At 66.3% G+C, this 18,817-nt stretch carries 12 protein-coding genes; 5 read left to right on the top strand and 7 right to left on the bottom strand.

Going from position 1 to position 18,817, the window contains the following annotated elements; all coding sequences use genetic code 11:
* Nucleotides 1-1,079: MFS transporter (locus tag QMZ05_RS16195; RefSeq protein ID WP_353701660.1), on the top strand; the 1,079-nt coding region annotated here is incomplete at its 5' end.
* Nucleotides 1,080-1,118: 39 nt separating this feature from the next.
* On the opposite strand, the gene QMZ05_RS16200 is transcribed toward QMZ05_RS16195, so the two are convergent.
* From QMZ05_RS16200 to QMZ05_RS16210, 3 genes are all read right to left on the bottom strand, one after another.
* Nucleotides 1,119-3,521 carry an EAL domain-containing protein gene (locus QMZ05_RS16200; protein ID WP_353701661.1) on the bottom strand — a complete coding sequence of 801 codons (2,403 nt, stop codon included), beginning with the start codon at nt 3,519-3,521 and terminating at the stop codon, nt 1,119-1,121.
* A 206-nt stretch (nt 3,522-3,727) separates the two neighbouring features.
* Nucleotides 3,728-5,146, bottom strand: a complete 1,419-nt coding sequence (locus tag QMZ05_RS16205) for an MFS transporter (RefSeq protein ID WP_353701662.1) — start codon at nt 5,144-5,146, stop codon at nt 3,728-3,730.
* Between the two features lie 192 nt (nt 5,147-5,338).
* Nucleotides 5,339-5,524, bottom strand: a complete 186-nt coding sequence (locus tag QMZ05_RS16210; protein ID WP_353701663.1) for a hypothetical protein — start codon at nt 5,522-5,524, stop codon at nt 5,339-5,341.
* Nucleotides 5,525-5,753: 229 nt separating this feature from the next.
* Here QMZ05_RS16210 and QMZ05_RS16215 point away from each other — a divergent pair, with 229 nt between their 5' ends.
* Nucleotides 5,754-6,830 (top strand): YbhN family protein, encoded by a 1,077-nt coding sequence (locus QMZ05_RS16215; protein ID WP_353701664.1) that lies wholly within the window; start codon nt 5,754-5,756, stop codon nt 6,828-6,830.
* Between the two features lie 103 nt (nt 6,831-6,933).
* Nucleotides 6,934-8,892, top strand: a complete 1,959-nt coding sequence (locus QMZ05_RS16220) for a hypothetical protein (RefSeq protein ID WP_353701665.1) — start codon at nt 6,934-6,936, stop codon at nt 8,890-8,892.
* Between the two features lie 52 nt (nt 8,893-8,944).
* Here QMZ05_RS16220 and QMZ05_RS16225 read toward each other — a convergent pair whose 3' ends face one another.
* Nucleotides 8,945-9,517, bottom strand: coding sequence for a DUF2147 domain-containing protein (locus QMZ05_RS16225; protein ID WP_353701666.1), 573 nt, complete (start codon nt 9,515-9,517; stop codon nt 8,945-8,947).
* A gap of 128 nt (nt 9,518-9,645) precedes the next feature.
* Nucleotides 9,646-10,674, bottom strand: a complete 1,029-nt coding sequence (locus QMZ05_RS16230; RefSeq protein WP_074129236.1) for an NAD(P)/FAD-dependent oxidoreductase — start codon at nt 10,672-10,674, stop codon at nt 9,646-9,648.
* Nucleotides 10,675-10,837: 163 nt separating this feature from the next.
* Here QMZ05_RS16230 and QMZ05_RS16235 point away from each other — a divergent pair, with 163 nt between their 5' ends.
* Nucleotides 10,838-11,299 (top strand): thioesterase family protein, encoded by a 462-nt coding sequence (locus tag QMZ05_RS16235; RefSeq protein ID WP_353701667.1) that lies wholly within the window; start codon nt 10,838-10,840, stop codon nt 11,297-11,299.
* Between the two features lie 106 nt (nt 11,300-11,405).
* Here the strand turns inward: QMZ05_RS16235 and QMZ05_RS16240 are convergent, their stop codons facing one another.
* Complete coding sequence (locus tag QMZ05_RS16240) at nt 11,406-11,726, bottom strand: 2Fe-2S iron-sulfur cluster-binding protein (protein WP_050424119.1); 321 nt, start codon at nt 11,724-11,726, stop codon at nt 11,406-11,408.
* A 161-nt stretch (nt 11,727-11,887) separates the two neighbouring features.
* Nucleotides 11,888-12,265, bottom strand: coding sequence for an Hpt domain-containing protein (locus QMZ05_RS16245; RefSeq protein WP_353701668.1), 378 nt, complete (start codon nt 12,263-12,265; stop codon nt 11,888-11,890).
* Between the two features lie 379 nt (nt 12,266-12,644).
* Here QMZ05_RS16245 and QMZ05_RS16250 point away from each other — a divergent pair, with 379 nt between their 5' ends.
* Complete coding sequence (locus tag QMZ05_RS16250) at nt 12,645-18,701, top strand: negative regulator of septation ring formation (RefSeq protein ID WP_353701669.1); 6,057 nt, start codon at nt 12,645-12,647, stop codon at nt 18,699-18,701.
* The last annotated feature ends 116 nt before the right edge of the window (nt 18,702-18,817 follow it).

Here is an 18,817-nt window from a genome sequence, read left to right on the forward strand (position 1 = left end):
ACGTTTTGCTGACATTCCGTGCGTTGCAAGGTATCGCGGGTGCCTGCATCACCAGCACCTCGTCCGCCCTCCTGGCTGGTGCCTACGAGGGACCTCGGCGCGCGCGGGCGTTTGGGCTTTGGGGCACCATCGTCGGCGCCTCGATGGTCGCTGGCCCGCCGCTCGGATCGTTGCTGGCTGATACGATCGGGTGGCGTTGGATTTTTTGGATCAACTTGCCGCTTTGCGCAGTTTTGGTTTCTCTGGCGCAATGCAGAATCGGCAACGGCCTCGACCGGCAGCGCTCGAACGCCAAGGTCGACTGGCTCGGTGCCGGCCTTCTCGCGATCACGTCGGCGGCGTTCGCGTTCATGCTGCTGGAAGCACCCGTGCTTGGCCGCATCGCGTCGGCGACGTGCCTGACCGGCCTCGCCGCTTCGGGGATTGCGCTGCTCCTGTTCGTTTGGGTGGAACACCGGCACCCCAACCCCGCCTTCGATCCCAGGCTATTCGGATCGCGACGGTTCATCGCAATGTGCCTCGTCCCGATAGCGGGATCGATCGGATTCTGGTCGCTGCTCGTCTACGTGCCGCAATTGGCGCGCGGACCATTGGGACTGAATCCGCTCGAGGCGGGCTGGCTCCTGGTCGCGCTCACATTGCCGATGATGGTGTTGCCGCGCTATGGAGCGGCCTTGACGAGCCGCATCCCCCAACGGTCGTTCTTCTGTGGCGGCCTCGCGCTGATCGGGATGGCTGACGTGGCACTCGGTGCGATCTCCGGCGCAAATCGGGGGCCGGGCACGCTGGCTATGACAGTCATTGCGCTGCTCGTCAGCGGGTCAGGTTGTGCGGTGATCAACGCTCAGATCACCGCTGCCGCCGTGTCGGCCGTTCCAAGCGATCGTGCGTCGACCGCATCAGCCATTTGCGTCACGATGCGCCAAATCGGTTTCAGCTTCGGGATTGCACTTTTGGGCGCGGTCCTGCAGCGCAGTTCGAATGGCGACTATCTTGCCGCGTTCGCCGTTGCGGGCGCATCGACCTTTGCTCTGACGGCCATCGTCTATTGGCTTATGGATGGGAAACAGACTGCATAGCAGCGAGTGATCGACAGCAGTAAGCGGGCGCCTGTTCAATCACGCCACCGACCGTTCCGGCGCCCGGCGCAACATCTTGGCGACGTCAGCCGCCGGCCGCGGCGGGCTGAACAGATAACCTTGCGCCTGCGTGCAGCCTTCCTGACGCAGCAGGTCGAACTGGGTATCGGTCTCGACGCCCTCCGCCGTGGTGACGATGCCGAGGCTCTTGCCGAGACCGGTGACCGCACGCACGATCGCCATCGAGTCCTCGCGCGTCGCGAGATCCGTCACGAACGAACGGTCGATCTTGATCTTGTCGAACGGGAAACTGCGCAGATAGCTCAGCGACGAATAGCCGGTGCCGAAATCGTCGAGCGAGATGCGGACGCCGAAACCACGCAGCTCGTGCAGCACCGCGAGCGTCGCCTCGCTGTTCTGCAGCAGCACCGATTCGGTGATCTCGAGCTCGAGCCGATCCGGCGACAGGCCCGACACATCCAGCGCCGCCCTCACCGACGACACCAGGTTCGGATTCTTGAACTGCACCGGAGACAGGTTGACGGCAACCGCGATGTCCGCGGGCCACCGTGCGGCCTCGACGCAAGCCTTGCGCAGCACGATCTCGCCGAGCGGGACGATCAGTCCGGTTTCCTCGGCGACAGGAATGAAATTGTTGGGCGCGATCAGCCCGCGCTGCGCGTGATTCCAGCGTGCCAGCGCCTCGAAGGCGACGACCCGATCGCCCTCGACATCGCGGATCGGCTGGTAATAGACCTCGAACTCGTCGCGTTCGAGCGCGAGCCGCAGGTCACGCTCCAGCAGCCGGCGCGCCTGCGCGCGTGCATCCATCCCGGTCTCGAAGAACCGGTAGGTGCCGCGGCCATCGGCCTTGGCGCGGTACAGCGCGAGATCGGCCTTCTGCAGCAGTTCGTCGGGATCCTTGCCGTCCTCGGGCGCGAGCGAGATGCCGATGCTGACGCCGATCACGAGCTGATGGCCTTCGATCTCGTAGGGCGCGGCGATCCGCTCGACCACGCAACTCGCCAGCGACGCCACCACGGACGGTTCGCAATTGCTGCAGAACTGCACGATGGCGAATTCGTCACCGCCGAGCCGCGCCACGGTGTCGTGCTCGGTCACGCATTCGCCGAGCCGGCGCGCGACCTCGCGCAGCAGCGCATCGCCGACCGGATGTCCGAGCGTGTCGTTGATCTCCTTGAAATGATCGAGATCGAGGCACAGCACCGCGAGCTGGTCGGAGCGCTTGGCGAGCCGCGAGGCCTTCTCGAGCTGCTCGCGGAACAGCGTGCGGTTCGGCAGATTGGTCAGCGCGTCATGCCGCGCCATGTGTGAAATCTGTTCCTGGGCCTGCTGCCATTCGGTGATGTCTTCGAAGGTCGCGACCCATCCGCCGCCCTTCATCGGCTGGTCGACGACACGGATCGCGCGCTCGTTGCGGCTGACGATCCGCGTCGCGCCGTTGCCGGCCTTTGCCTCGGCGACGAGCGCATGGCAGAATTCCTCGGGGTCGCCGTCCCACTCGCCGATGGAATGCAGGTCCTGCAGGACGTCGATCAGCAATCGCCCCTGCAGCGGCACCCGATTGCGCCCCATCAACTCACTGTAGCGCTCGTTGAACAGCATGATGCGGCCGTCGGCATCGAACATGCACAGCCCCTGCGACATGTTCTCGAGCGCGGTATCCAGCACCATCTTCTGCTTGTGAAGCTCGGTCTTGGCGCGGCGATCGAGGATGGAGGCGATCAGTGACAGCCCGAGGATCGCGAAGGCGGCAACCGCGGTCATGAACGAGAGCACGCGCGGCGAGACCGAAAGTCCGTCGGGAACGATGGTCGGGTCCGGGACCAGCGTCACCGCACCCATCCCGGTGAAATGATGCGAGACGATCGCAACCGTCAGAAGACCGGTCGCAGCCGCAGTGGCGCCAAGGCGTTCGCCGCGCGTGGCAACGACCAGCGCGAGCGCGCCGAACAGGCTTCCGAATGCGATCGAGGTCACGACGATGCCGGGCGACCAGACGATGCGCGCGGGCAATTCCAGTCCCAGCATGCCGGTGTAATGCATTGCCGCGACACCGATGCCGACGATGGCGCCACCGGCGGCGACCGTCCACCAGCGTTCATCGAGCGATGCGACGGCAAGGCCAACGGCCAGGATCGCAACCGCGAGCACCAGCGACAGCAGCGTGATCGGAATGTTGTATCCGGCCTCGATGCCGGGATCGTATGCCAGCATGGCGACGAAATGGGTGGCCCAGATACCGCAACCGCCGACGGCCGCATCGAGGCCGATCCAGATCTCGCGGGCGCGGCCCTCTGCAGCGCGGGCCCGGTGAAACAGGCTGATCGCGACGGCGCTGGCGAGCAGGCAGATCACCCCACCGAGGACGACCAACCGCCAGTCATGTTCCAAGGTGAGACAGGTGAGTACGCGATACATATAGGCCCCCGTTATGGACCCATAAGAACAAGCGTATTCGTGTACGAACGGTAACGCACCGCAGCAAGGTTCCACGCATGGTGAAGAAGCCTTGAATGAACGGAATACCGTCGAGGAAAACCGCAGTCCTCTCAATTCAGTCCCGTCTCAGTCTTGTCGCAGCCTCGGCTACCCGTCGGCGGCCGCCCGTCGGGAGCAAGCTTCACTCACCGCCGCGCTCGTGATGAGGCGCCGATCCAGACCAGCGCGGCGGCGGCAAGCAAGACGCCCGCGGAGATCACGAGGGCCGCATGCAGGCCGGCCATGAAGGCCGCCGACCGGCCGACCATCGAGCCGAACAGCGCGACGCCGAGCACGCTGCCGGTCTGCCGGGTCGCATTCAGCACCCCGGCCGCGATCCCGGCATGCTGCGGCTCGGCACTGCCGAGCAGCGTCGAGGTCAACGGCGGCACCAGGAGGCCGAGGCCGCCGCTGATCGCCAGCAATTGCAGGCAGATCGCGCGATAGAAGGTGCCGGGACCGATGAACAGCATCGCCAGGCATCCGGCCGCCGAGAGTGCGGCGCCGAGCGCGATCGCCGCCGGCGCGCCGATCCGCTCTGCGACATGCGGCGCGATCAGGTTGGCAGGCAGCACGGCGCCGAGCATCGGCACGAACGCGAGGCCGGTTGCGAACGCGGATAGTCCGTTGACCTGCTGGAAGTACAGGCTGAGCACGAAGATCAGTCCGTAGAACGCGACGTTGACCAGCAGGCCGACCATCGAGGTCAACGCGAACATCCGCTGCCTGAACAGCGAGAGCGGCAGCATCGGCTGTGCCGCGCGCGCCTCGCGCCAGACGAACAGCACGGAGAAGACGGCGGCCAGCGCGAAGCCTGCGATCACGAACGGGCTGTCCCAGCCAAGCGCACCACCTTCGATCAGCGCGCCGGCCAGCGTGCCGAGCGCGGCGATCGCCGCAAGTTGCCCGGGCAGATCGAGCTGGTGCTGCTGATGGCGGGTGGTTTCGTCAGCAAAGCGCCAGGCGAGCCACAGCCCGGCGAGGCCGATCGGCAGATTGACCAGGAAGATCGCGCGCCAGCCGACCAGCGTGATCAGCGCGCCGCCGACGAACGGGCCGGCAGTCAAGGCAAGGCTGGCGCCGGCGGCCCAGACGCCGACCGCGCGTCCGCGCGCCGTCTCGTCCGCATAGGCGTGGCGGAGCAGCGCGAGCGAGTTCGGCACCAGGATGGCCGCGGCCAGTCCCTGCACGCAGCGCGCGGCGATCAGCGTCACGGCATCAGGCGCGACCGCGCAGGCGACCGATGCCGCGGTGAAGATGGCAAAGCCGGCCATGAAGATCCGCTTGGCGCCGATCCGGTCGCCGAGCGCGCCCGCGGTCAGGATGAAGGCGGCGAAGGCGATGGTGTAGGCGCTGACCACCCATTGCAGCTCGGCAACGCCGCCGCCGAGCGACGCGCCGATCGCGTTGAGCGCCGTGTTGACGATGGTGACGTCGAGCTGCACGACGCCGTAACCGAGACTCATAGCGGCGAGCGTCAACGTCGCCGCAAGCCCGGTCGACGGTTGTTGGGACACCGCGCGCTGGTCCGGCACGCGCCGGAGGTTCAGGGATGTCTGTCGCATGGTCTTGACCTCGCTCTGCGCAACCAATGCGAGAGATAGGTCTTCGTTGCTCAATGATACTTCGCCACCGATCGAAGTATGGCATTGCGACGGCGACCTGGGCCATGTGGCCGCAACGATGTTGCGCGGCGTTTTGCCTCAATAGACCTACGGACCGGCCTCCGGGCGCCTCATTCCGGCCCCAACCGCGGTTCACAGCCCGATCACGCAGATGCGCGTATCGACTTCACGCTTTGGTAAACGCCGCAGCCGGCCCCGACCTCCCCCATGCCGATGCATATCGTCTATTCGCTTCGCTCCCATGGTCCCCGCAACGGCGGCAAAATCGGCAAAAATGCCGATGAAATCGCCGTGAACGGCCCATTGACGGCGGAACACGCAATGGTCCCGTCGCGGCGCGCGACATGGCCGCGACTCACATTCCGCAGAGCGAGAACATATGTAGCCAGTATGACAACAACGCTGCACAGGAGCCGAAGGTTGGCTTGTCAAGGGCTGCACAACGCATCGGTTTTGCCTTATGGGTCATCGCGTACGGTGCGTTTGCCCGTCACCCGTCGCCGTCCGTGACCGGGTCCCACTGAAATTGTCCCTGCCGGGAGGATGAATGCTTCGGCTGCTGACCACGCTCGGGCGTGGCTTCAAGGAAAAGATCGGCTGGAAACGGCTCGGGATCGCTGCGAGCGTGCTCATCATCGTGTTCGCGATCACGACGCTGATCCACACCCTGAAGGGCGTCGATACCGGGATCATCCTCACCGCGCTGACCGACATCGCGCCGCACCGGATCGCGCTCGCGGCGCTCTGCGTGGTCGGCGCGTTCTGCACGCTGACCTTCTATGACTTCTTCGCGCTGCGCACGATCGGCAAGAACCACGTCCCCTACCGCATCGCAGCGCTATCGAGCTTCACCAGCTACACGATCGGCCACAATATCGGCGCCACCGTCTTTACCGGCGGCGCGATCCGCTTCCGGATCTATTCCGATTACGGCCTCTCCGCGATCGACGTCGCCAAGATCTGCTTTCTCTCGGGCCTGACCTTCTGGCTCGGCAATCTGTTCGTGCTCGGCTTCGGCATGGCCTGGCACCCCGGCGCGGCGTCGGCGATGGACCTGCTGCCGCCGGCGATGAACCGGCTGATCGCGCTCGGCTGCCTTGCCGGCATCGGCGCCTATTTCGTCTGGCTGCTGACCGGCGAGAAGCGCCGCGAGCTCGGCCAGAACGGCTGGAAGGTGGTGCTGCCCTCGGCCAAGCTGACGCTGCTGCAGATCATCATCGGCGTGGTCGATCTCGGCTTCTGCGCGCTCGCGATGTATCTGTTGATGCCGACCGAGCCGCATATCGACTTCGTCTCGCTGGCGGTGGTGTTCATCCTGGCGACCTTGCTCGGCTTTGCGAGCCATGCCCCCGGCTCGATCGGCGTGTTCGACGCCGCGATGCTGGTGGCGCTGCCGGAGTTCAGCAAGGAGCAGTTGCTGGCGACGCTGGTCGTGTTCCGGATCCTCTATTTCCTGATCCCGTTCGGGATTTCGATCTCGATCATGGGCATGCGCGAGCTGTGGCTGAACGTGGTGCGGCCATGGCAGGAACGAAAAAGATTAAGCCAAGCCTGCACGGCTTCGGCGACCGTGCGGCAACCGATCGAAAGCCGGCAGCAGCAGATCAGGCGGCTGAGACGGTAACAGCGACGTTATCAGCCCCTGCCCCGGGTTTCTTCGATCCCGGATTTTGATCCCTGCAGCCGCTTCTCTTATTTTCGCCGTACCACTCGCGTCAAACCGCGCCATGATTGGCTTTTTGGTTCGATTTTCGTTTCGTGTAACGGTCTGCAGCGTGCTGCTCGGCAGCGCGCTTGCGGCGGTATTGGCTTCAGCCGCGGAGGCGCAGGATACCCAGCTCTCGATCTCCTGGGAGGTCCGCAACCGCTTCCGCCTGTTCCGCGAGGAACGCGACTTCCGCCTGCATGTCGAAAGCGGGCTCGGCCGCAGCGTGCTGGCCTCGGAACAGGCGCTGGAACTGCAAAGCGACGGCCGCGGCTGGGCGCGCAACACGGTCAACCGGCTCTGCATCGACCTGCAGGGCCGCGTCAGCGAGCCCTGCACCCGCGACAACGTCAAGGAAAGCTATCTGACGCCGATCGACCACCCGATCGTCGTGCGGCTCACCGGCCCGGTTCCGGTCGGTGCGACCTGCGCCTGGTCGTTCGACGACGGCGATGGGCCGCAATCGTCGACCTTCGATTGCGCCGAGCCGGTCAATCTGCGCGTCCGCTACGGCCGCACCACGGTCGCAACCGTCGACGTCGCCAGCGGCTCGGACGCCAACCAGCGCGTGACGACGCAGATCGCGGTGCGCGACCTCTTGATCGCCGGGCTCGGCGACAGCATCGCATCCGGCGAGGGCAATCCCGATCGCGCGATTGCACTCTCCGACGATGGATTCTGTTTCCGCTCCTATCTCGGCGGAGCGCAATATTACCGGCCGAGCCGCGCCGGCTTCAAGGGCGGACGCGCCTGCGAAGCGCCGGACACCTTGGCGAACTGGCAGCGCCACGGCGCGCTGTGGCTCAACTCGGCCTGTCATCGCTCACTGTACAGCTACCAGACCCGCACCGCGCTTGCGCTCGCCGTGCAATATCCGCACATCGCGGTGACCTATCTGCCGCTGGCCTGCACCGGCGCCACCATCGCCGACGGGCTGCTCGGCTCGCAGCAGGCGCGCGAATGTCTGCCGACGAAAACCGCGAGCAGCTGCTCGGGCACCGTCAACGGCCAGATCGCCGAGCTGCGCACGGCACTCGCAGCCGCCAAGCGCCGGCAGCCGGACCGCGCGCTCGATCTCGTGCTGCTGTCGATCGGCGCCAACGACATCTACTTCTCCGGCCTCGTCGCCAACGTGATCGTCGACACGCCGACCGAACGCACGCTGTTCAGCCAGGGCGGCTCGATGGCCAGCGTCGACGATGCGCGTTCGGCGCTGGCGCGCGACCTGCCGGCCGATTTCGCCAAGCTGCGCGATGCGCTGAAGCCGCTGCTCGGCGGCGACCTCTCGCACGTGATCTACACGGCCTATGCCAATCCGGCGCTGGCCAATGGCGGCGCGCCCTGCCCCGGCGGCCGCGCCGGTTTCGAGATCCACCCCTCGTTCAACGCCGATCCGAAGCGGCTCGCCTCGGTCTCGAGCTTCGTGCAGAACGAGTTCCTGCCGCAGCTCAAGGCGATCGCGCAGTGCCAGTCCGGCATCATCTGCCGCAATCCGCAGGCCGACCGCATGACCTTCGTCGATGCGCATCAGGACGCGTTTGCAAGCCACGGCTTCTGCGCGCGCGCCTCGACCGATCCGGAGTTCGACCGCGACTGCTTCGCCGCCAACGGCGACAGCTTCGTCTCCGACATCGTCGCCGCGGCGAGCCAGCCGCTGAAATGCGGCCGCAGCGCCGGCGAATACCGTGCCTATCTGCCGCGCGCGCGCTGGATCCGCGACGCCAATGACAGCTACTTCGCGGCGATGACCTACCCGCAGGGCCTGCCGTCCTCGATGCAGCCAACCGACATCCACGACGCGACATGGGGCATCCTGTCGGCGGTGTATGGCGGCGCGGTGCATCCCAGCGCCGAAGGTCATGCGGCGATGGCCGATGCGGCGGTGCCCGCGGCCGCCACCGTGCTGCAATTGAACACCACGGTGCCCGAGGTGCTTTCCGAGCCGGTCGCACCATTGCCGACGGCACCGGAGCAGCGCTGATCGCCCGCGCAGCACGGGGGCGAACGTGATCTCGATCGGAGCGTGAAAAGTCCTAATGCCGCTTCGTCGCCGGCAAGGGCGCCGGCGGCGGCGGCTTCACCGCTGCGGCCTGCGCCGGCAGATATTTGGCGACGAGCGCGGGATCGAGCTGCGCCATCGCGGTGTCCGGCAGCCGGGTCCAGACCTCGTCCTTGCCGAACAGCGAGATGCCGAGATAGCCGCGCATGGTCAGCGTCTGCCCGTCGGCGCTCAGCGTCATCTTGGCCTTGTAGACCTTGCCGTTGCGCGGATCGAGCACGTTGCCGCCTTCATAGGCGAGCCCGTTCCGCTTCATGTCGCGGATCAGCGGAATGCCGAGCCACGGCATGTCCTTGCGATCGTCGGTGCATTTCGAGCAGACCGGATTGGGCGGATCGCCGGGCGCTGCAAACATCCTGGCGATCATGCCTTCGTACAGGCCGTTGCGCTCGATCACCAGGAACCAGCCCTCGGTCTTGCCTTCCTCGACCTTCTGCCAGAGGCCGGCCGCCGACAGCTCGGCCGCGGACACCGCAAGCGGAGCAGTTAGCGCAAAGGCCGCGGCGAGCGCCAAGATCAGCCGAAGTCTGGATCGCGTGTTCCGCATCATCATTCACCTGATCAATCGACGAACTCGGCTACGCGCAGACTACGGCCATTTGACGGAGCGTTCCAGTACCCGCGCCGCGCGGGAAATGCCCCATGCCCCTGGCATTGGTCGCTGCTGGAGCGGAATCAGTTCACGCCAAGCTTCTTCTGCAGACTTGATGACGAGGTTGTGTACTGGAACACCAGCCGCTTGTCCGGATACACGTAGCGGTGCGCCTTCTGCGCCATCAGCGCGCCCTCGTGGAAGCCGGAGAGGATGAGCTTGAGCTTGCCCGGATAGGTGTTGATGTCGCCGATCGCGAAGATGCCTGACACGTTGGTCTCGAACGCCGCGGTGTCGACCGGCACCAGATTGTTCTCGAGCGCAACGCCCCAGTTCGCCACCGGACCGAGCTTCATGGTGAGCCCGAAGAACGGCAGCATCGTATCGCAGGCGATCGTCGACATCGCATTGTCGTTGCCCTTCAACGCGGCGCCCGAGAGCTGACCGCCAGCGCCTTCGAGCCCGGTGACCTGGCCGATCTTGAGATCCATCTTGCCGTCCGCAACCAGCGAGCGCATCTGCTCGACGCTGTGCGGCGCGGCGCGGAAATCGTCGCGCCGGTGCAGCAGCGTGATGCGCTTGGCGATCGGATGCAGATTGAGCGTCCAGTCGAGTGCGGAGTCGCCGCCGCCGACGATCAGGATGTTCTTGTCGCGGAACTGCTCCATCTTGCGCACGGCATAGAACACCGAGGTGCCTTCATAGGCCTCGATGCCCGGCACCGGCGGACGCTTCGGCTGGAACGAGCCACCGCCCGCGGAGATCACCACCACCTTGGCTTCGAACTCCTTGCCGGCATCGGTCTTCACGCGGAACAAGGGATCGCCGATCTTCTCGATGCTCTCCACCATCTCGTTGAGATGGAAGGTCGGATTGAACGGCTTGATCTGCTCCAGCAACTGATCGGTGAGCCCCTGGCCGGTGACGAAGGGAATGCCGGGAATGTCGTAGATCGGCTTCTCGGGATAAAGCTCGGCGCACTGCCCGCCGATCTTGTCGAGGATGTCGACCAGATGCACCTTCATGTCGAGCAGGCCCAGTTCGAACACGGCGAACAGTCCGCAGGGGCCCGCGCCAATAATCAGCACATCGGTCTTGATCGCTTCGCTCATGTCCGCTTCTTTTCAGTTGAGGTCGACTGGACGGCTTTTCGCCTGTCCAGCCAAGTGGGCCGGATCGTGACATGCATAATAGGGACAGCGGCTGGCGCGGCAACCCCTTGCCGAGCCTGCGCAACTCGGCTGTATGGGCAGGAAACCGACGGAGAGCCCCCTCGTGAATGCCCCTGTCCGCGCCAACGATGCACTGCGCCTGGAAGACTTTCCCTATCGGCTGTCCGACAATGTGCGCTTTGCCGATCTCGACCCGAACGGGCACGTCAACAACGCCGTCTATGCGAGCTATTTTGAAACCGGCCGCGTCACGCTGGTGAAGGACCGCAGCATGGGGCTGATGCCGGCCGGGCTCGGCTGGATCATGGTGCGCCTCGACATCCATTTCCGCGCCGAACTGCACTGGCCGGGCCAGATCGAGCTCGGGCTCGGTCTCGTCAAGTTCGGGCGGACATCGACCACCTTCGATCAGGTGGTGTTTTCGGAGGGGAGATGCGTTGCGTCGGCGAAGGCGGTCACCGTGATGATCGACGAGGCCACGCGCAGGCCGACGCCGCTGCCGGCGGAGGTCAGGGAGAACTTCCGCCGCTGGGTCCGTCGCGGTGTCAATCCGGACGGCGAATAAGAGACGTCAGAGCGTTTTCGAGCGAAGTGGGCGCCGGTTCGCGTGAAGAAAACGCGTCAAAACAAAATCTAGAGCCCCGTTCCGATTCAATCGGAACGGAAAGGGTCTAGGCCTGCCGTTCCGGCGTCGACACGACCAGGCCGTCGAGTTCGTCGGTCACCTTGATCTGGCAGGACAGCCGCGAATTCGGGCGCACGTCGAAACCGAAATCCAGCATGTCCTCTTCCATCGGCGACGGCGCGCCGACCTTCTCGCGCCACGCTTCATCGACATAGACATGGCAGGTCGCACAGGCGCAGGCGCCGCCGCATTCGGCTTCAATGCCGGGAATGGCGTTGCGGATCGCGCCTTCCATCACCGTCGCGCCGTTCTCGATCTCAACTGTGCGTTTCTCGCCGCTATGGTCGATAAAGTGGATTTTGGCCATGATTGCTCGTGCTGCCGGAATGCGCCGGACGATGGATGGAAAGGTCCCGGGCAGTCGTATAACGGGTCGATCCGCACAGCGCCAGCGTGGAGACCGAAAACCTGCCGGCCGGCCCGGGCGGTATCCCGGCCGCTGCGGCAGGCCCTGGAGATGCGAGAGGCCTAGGACCGGCCCAGAATCAGCTCGATCGCGGTGCGCGCCTCGCCAATCGCGGCCCCGAGCGCAGCAAGGGGCTGGGCCGGATCGAAACCGCCGGCCAGCGCGGTTTCCAGGTTGGCGGCCGCCTCGGCGACGCCGAAGGCGCCGATCGCCCGCGCCGATCCCTTCAGGGTGTGGGCATGGGTCGTCGCCTCGGGCGGCAGGGCAGCCAGCTCGCCAAGGATCCGGGCAGACTGGGTCGAGAACATCGCCAGCACTTCCCGCTCCAGGGCAGGATCGCCCAGTGTCATGCGCCGGAGGTGATCGACGTCGATCGGCCCGTCGCCAGGCGCGAGCGGCGGCGATTGGGTCCATTCAACCCGTTCGAGATGAAGCGGCATGACCTGTCCCTGTCGTTTCCACCGGGCCTTCACCGGCGGACCATCGGCGAGCCAATCACGAAACTGGTTAACGAATTGTTGTCGGGATGATCGGCAAAACCGCCCGATTCTGGACAATTTCCGGACACAATCGACCCTCTGCGGCGGGAATTTCGAGTACCCATAAGGCCTTATGGCGCAAAGCTGTTAACGATGATTAAGAAAGTATTAATCGCAAGCATTTCATTCGCATCACTCTCCCCATAGGATGTTTGCGGATGTAGCGGACAAGCCGCCGAGGGGGCGCTTGCGCTCCGCTTGTGGGCACCGGCTTCGAGCATGCGTGGGGACGATCGCAGGCTCGCCGACGCGTAAAATAGTGAGAGGGCTCAGACTGAACATGGCGAACACTCCCAAGAAGGTCAAAGATCCCACCGAAGTCGCGCTTTCTGCCATCCAGGAAGCTCTCAACATCAGCGAACAGGGCGCCGAAAACCGCAGCTCCCTCAACGAAGGCGCGGCGCCGCCCAGCCTGCCGCCGTCGGCGTCGGATTTTTCCGCCACATCGTTCGATCAACGTCCGAATACCGACCGTTCGGCCTTCGAGCCGATCGAAGAACCGCGTGCCCCTCGCCGCGCCGCCAATGATGATCGCGAGACCATCGGCCAGATGCTGCAGACATTGCAGGGAGGGCGCGCCCGCAACGCCTTTACGCTGTTCTTCGTCTGCTCCGGCGCATGGCTGCTCGGCGGCGTGATCCTCACCATCGCGTTCTGGCCCGCGCTGCAAGCGTCGATGGCCCAGGGCACCGGCGTCCTGGTGCTCGCCGGCCTCGCCGCGCTGTTCGCCGTTCCGATTCTGCTGTTCTACTATCTCGCCAGCCTCGCCTCGCACGGCCAGCGCATGCAGATGATCGCGCAATCGATGGCGCAGGTCGCAATGCGATTCTCCGAGCCGGAAAACGCCGCCGCGGATTCCATGGTGACGGTCGGCCAGGCGATCCGCCGCGAGGTCGCGGCGATGGGCGATGGCGTCGAACGCGCGATCGCGCGCGCCGGCGAGCTCGAAACCCTCGTCGCCAACGAGGTCGCGGCGCTCGAACGCGCCTATTCCGACAATGAAGTGCGCATCCGCGCGCTGCTGCAGGACATCGCCCACCAGCGCGACAATCTGGTCGGCCAGGCCGAGCAGGTGCGCAGCGCCATCTCCGGCGTGCAGATCGACCTGCGCCACGACATCGCGCTGATTTCGGACGCGATCGCATCGCGCGTCGACGAGGTCGCCAAGAGCATCACCGGTGCGCTGGAAGAGCGCGGCCAGCACATCACGACCGCGCTGAGCCATGCCGGCGACAACATGATCCTCGCGCTCGGCGAGCGCGGCGGCGACCTGCTCGACCGCCTCGAGGAAGCCAGCGCCGAGACCACGCGCGCGGTGATGGACGCCTCCGAGCGGCTCACCACCAGCCTCAACTTCAAGACCGGCCACGTCCATGACGAGTTCGTCGATCTGGCCGACCGCGTCCACGAGATGCTGAACGAGCGCATCGACCGCATCACCGGCGAGTTCGAGCAGCGTTCGTCCGCCATCGTCGACGGCATCTCCGACCGCACCGAGGAGGTCCACGACTCCCTGAAGAACTCCGCGGACTCGCTGCTGCTCGAGCTCGAGTTGCGCAGCAACGACCTCGTCAGCAAGATCGACGACGCCGGCAACCGCCTCGCCGGCCAGATCATGACGTCCGGCGACCGCGCGAGCGAGGCGCTCGACGTCACCGTCAATTCGCTGGTCGCCAAGGTGGTGGGCCAGACCGAGACCGCGCACGACTCGCTGTCGCTGCAGATGAGCGCGTTCGACGACCTGGTGAAGAACCACGGCAGCGAGCTCGCCGAGAAATTCGCCCGCGACTCCGGCACGCTCGGCGCGCTGATCACCCGCCACATCTCGGAATTCGACCGCACGGTCAAGACCTTCGGCGGCGACATCGTCGAGCGCATGGGCCAGCGCACCCAGGACATCGCAGACAGCCTGAAGACCTATGTCGACACCTTCGACAATCGCGTCACCAGCAATAGCGGCGAGATCACCGCCTCGCTCGACCAGCGCCTGCTGCAGTTCGAGACCACGCTCGGCAGCCGCGTCACCACGCTCGACGCCTCGCTGACCGACAAGCTGTCGTCGTTCGACAGCTCGCTCGCCAGCAAGATCGGCTCGTTCGACGGCCGCCTGCAGTCGCTGGACGATGCGATCGACGGCCGCATGAAGACGATCGAGGTCACCTTCGAGAGCCGCGCCAAGTCGGTCACCGACACCATCGACGGCCATCTCGGCACGCTCGCGACGCAGCTGACCGAAGGCGCCACTCAGGCGATCCACTCGATCGACTCGCGCCTCGGCCTGCTCACCACGACCCTGACCGAAGGCACCGTGCAGGCGATCGCCGCGGTCGACCACCGTATCAACGGCGTCGCCGAGACCATCGACGGCCACAGCATCCGCCTGGTCGACACCATCAACGGCCACAGCACCCGCCTCGCCGACACCATCAATGGTCACAACAGCCGCCTCGTCGAGACCATCAGCGGCCACAGCTCGAACCTGACCGACACCATCTCGGCGCGCTTCGCCGACATCCAGCAGGGCATCGAGAGCCGCGTCGGCGTCATCGCCGGTGACATCGACACCCGCGTCGCGCAGTTCGAGGACCTGCTCGGCTCGCGCGTCGAGGCCGTCGCCGGCCGCATCGAGAGCAGCGGCCGCCAGGCCAGCGAGGACCTGATGTCCCGCGCCGAGCTGCTGTCGTCGAGCATCAAGTCGCATGTCGAGGACGCCGAGCGCTCGCTGACCAATCTCGTGGTCAACACCAGCGAAACCATCCAGACCGGCGCGCGCACCGCGCAGCAGGCGCTGCTCACCGTGTCCGCCGACGTCGGCAACCAGCTCAAGATGAGCTCGGCCGAGGTCGAGGGCGTGCTGACCGCCGTCGGCACCAGCGCCGCCAACTCGATCCTCACCAGTGCCCGCGATGCGCAGGTCTCGCTGGTCTCCGCCTCCGGCGACGTCGCCTCGCAGATCAAGGCGCTGTCCGAGGACGTCGAACGCACCCTGCAGGCGGCCGGCAGCGCCACCGCGGCCTCCGTGCTGTCGGGCGCCCGCGACGCGCAGACCACGCTGGTCAGCGCCTCGGTCGAGGCCGCAAGCCAGGTCAAGTCGCTGGCCGCCGATGTCGAGGCATCGCTGTCGATGTCCGGCTCCGCTGCCGCCGAAGCGATCATGACCGGTGCGCGCGAGGCCCAGACCACGCTGATCTCGACCTCGACCGACGTCACTGGCCAGGTCAAGTCGCTTGCCAGCGACGTCGAGCGCTCGCTGTCGATGGCCGGTTCCGCAACCGCGGAAGCCGTTGTCGCCTCCGCCCGCGAAGCCCAGAGCACGCTGGCCGGCGCATCCACCGAAGCCGCCAACCTCGTCCGCGCGCTCGCGGCCGACATGCGGCACTCGCTCTCGACCGCCGGCTCCGCCACCGCGGAATCCATCGTCGCCTCCGCCCGCGAGGCCCAGAGCACGCTGGCCGGCGCATCGACCGACGCCACCAACCTGGTCCGCACGCTGTCGGCCGACATCGAGCGTTCGCTGTCGATGGCCGGCTCCGCCACCGCGGAAGCCGTCGTCGCCTCCGCCCGCGAGGCCCAGAGCACGCTGGCCGGTGCGTCGACCGATGCCGCCAATTTGGTCAAGACGCTGTCGGCCGACATCGAGCGTTCCCTGTCGATGGCGGGCTCCGCAACCGCGGAAGCCGTCGTCGCCTCCGCCCGCGAGGCCCAGAGCACGCTGGCCGGTGCATCCACCGAAGCCGCCGATCTGGTGCGCACGCTGGCGGCCGACATGGAGCGCTCGCTGTCGATGGCCGGCTCGGCCACCGCGGAATCGATCACGTCAGGTGCGCGGGAAGCCCAGAGCACGCTGGTCAATGCGTCGACCGAGGCTGCCGAGAAGGTGTCGGCGCTCGCCGCCGACATCCAGCGCGCGCTCTCGATGGCCGGTTCCGGCACCGCCGAGGTGCTGACGGCCGGCGCTCGCGAGGCGCAGAACACCCTCGTCTCCGCGTCGACCGATGCAGTCAACCACGTCAAGTCGCTGGCTGCCGATGTCGAGCGCACCCTGACGTCGGTCGGCACCAACACTGCCCAGTCGATCCTCGGCAGTGCCCGCGACGCCCAGAACTCGTTCGTCGCAACGTCGAGCGAGGCCGCAACCCAGATCCGCGCGATCTCGGTCGAGATCGAGCGCTCGCTGACCACGGCCAGCGCGGAGACCGCACAGACCATCCTGGGCAGCGCCCGCGAAGCCCAGAGCTCGTTTGCGGCGACCTCCGCCGATGCCGCCGCGCAGATCCGCACGCTCTCGACCGATATCGAGCGCACGCTGGGCTCGGTCACGGCCAAGACCACCGACAACATCCAGACCTCTGCGCAGAACGCACAGGCCGCACTGGTCACGATGTCCAACGAGGTCTCGACCAAGGTCAAGACGACCTCCGCCGACATCGAGCGTTCGGTGCTGTCCGCCACCAGCGCGTTCGGCTCGGCGATGACCGGCAAGACCGACGAGATCGTCACCTATGTGCAGCAGCAGGCCGAGCGTCTGTCGCAGATGGTCGACGGCCGCCGCGGCTCGCTGGTCGAGGCGCTGACCGCCAAGACCACGCAGCTGTCGGCTGACATGGATCGCGCCACGGCAGACGCGCTGAAAGCGATCGAAACCCGCGGCCTCGCCTTCTCGCAGTCGATGTCGGCGCATGGCGGCGATGTCGCGCGCAACATCACCTCGGCCGGCGATCAGGCGACCGGCGCGGTGGCGAAGTCGCTCAAGGAGCTCGAGCACGCCTCGCGCGCGGCGATCGACCAGTCGCGCCAGGTCTCGATCTCCGCGGTCACCGAGATGCAGGAGACCAGCAAGATCCTGCGCACCGATACGGTGGCGCTGTTCGAGCGGCTGCGCGAGGGCAACATCCTGCTGCAGGAAGTGTTGACCGGCGCCCACGACAACCTCAACTCGCTCGAGCGCGCGCTGGTGACCCGCGTGGCCGACTTCGTGTCCGCCATGAACGACGTCACCTCGCGCAACGGCGTCGCAACCCAGACGCTGGAAGACCAGCTCACGGTGTTTAACAGCAAGACCGGCAAGGCGCTGGAAGATCTCGGCGCGCTGTCGAGCCAGTTCGAGACCCATGGCAAGGCGCTGATCGACGCGGCTGCCGTGGTCGAGCAGGCCAACCGCTCGACGACGGCCTCCGTCAGCGAGCGTAAGGAGGCGCTGGAAGCGCTGGTCACCACCATCGACCTGCGCACCACCGATCTCGACCAGCGGCTGTCGCGCTTCACCGGGCTGCTCGATGAATCGCTCGGCGCGGCCGAGGAACGCGCCCGCGACATCGCCCGCGTGGTGGCGGAGACCGCAGGCGCCGGTTCGGCTGCGATCAGCAGGCAGTTCGAAGCGGTGCGCCAGGCGGCCGAGAACGAGCGTCAGCAGACCGTCGACGCCATGAACGAGCTCTACCAGCAGAGCAACGCCGAGACCGATGCGATGTTCAAGGAATCGACGGAGAAGTTCTCCGCGATGGTCACGGCGATGAAGCAGATGGCGAGCGAGATGCACAGCGAGCTCGAGGCCACCCGCAGCGAGCTGCGCCGCGGCGTGCTCGAAATGCCGCAGGAGGCAGCCGAAAACACCGCGCAGATGCGCAAGGTGATCGTCGACCAGATCGAGGCGCTGGCCGAGTTGAACCGCATCGTCGCCCATCACGGCCGCGGGCTCGACGTGGTCTCGAGCAACCGCGCCAGCGTCCGCCACGAGGAGCCGGTGATGGCTGCCGCCGCCGGCGGCCGTGCCGACGTGCGGATGCGGGACAACGGCAACAGCGCTTCGACGCTGCCGCCGCCCGATCTCGGCATGGCGAGCTCGCGCCGCACCGAGGCCCCGTCGGTCAGCCCGGCCGGCCCCAACAACAACGGCGACGGCTGGCTGTCCGACCTGCTCAACCGCAGCGACGCGCCGCCGCCCGCCCCGCAGGGCCGCGATGCCCAGCAGCGGCCGCGTCCGCAGCAGCAGCCGGCCGCCAATCCGCTGGAGTCGCTGTCGCTCGACATCGGCCGGCTGATGGATCGCACCCTCGCGGCCGAGATGTGGGATCGCTACCAGCGCGGCGAGAACAAGGCGTTCAGTAAGCGCCTCTACACGCCGGCCGGCCAGAAGGCCTTCGACGAGGTCGCCCGCAAGTACCGCGCCGACCGCGGCTTCAAGCAGACGGTCGACCGCTACATCGCGGAGTTCGAGCGCCTGCTCGACGAGGTCGCCCGCGAAGGTCGCGGCCAGCAGGAGCTGGCCGGCCACCTGACCTCGGAGACCGGGCTGGTCTACACCCTGCTCGCGCACGCCGCGGGACGGCTGGGGTAAGCTTGCGAATAGTGAGTGGCGAATAGCGAATGAAAAACGGAGGCCGAAAGGCCTCCGTTTTTGTTTGGGCCAAGTGAGAGTGTCCGGACTGCGTCGCGGTGGTAGGGCGGCGGAGC

Source organism: Bradyrhizobium sp. INPA03-11B, assembly GCF_040446015.1.
GTDB lineage: Bacteria > Pseudomonadota > Alphaproteobacteria > Rhizobiales > Xanthobacteraceae > Bradyrhizobium > Bradyrhizobium macuxiense_A.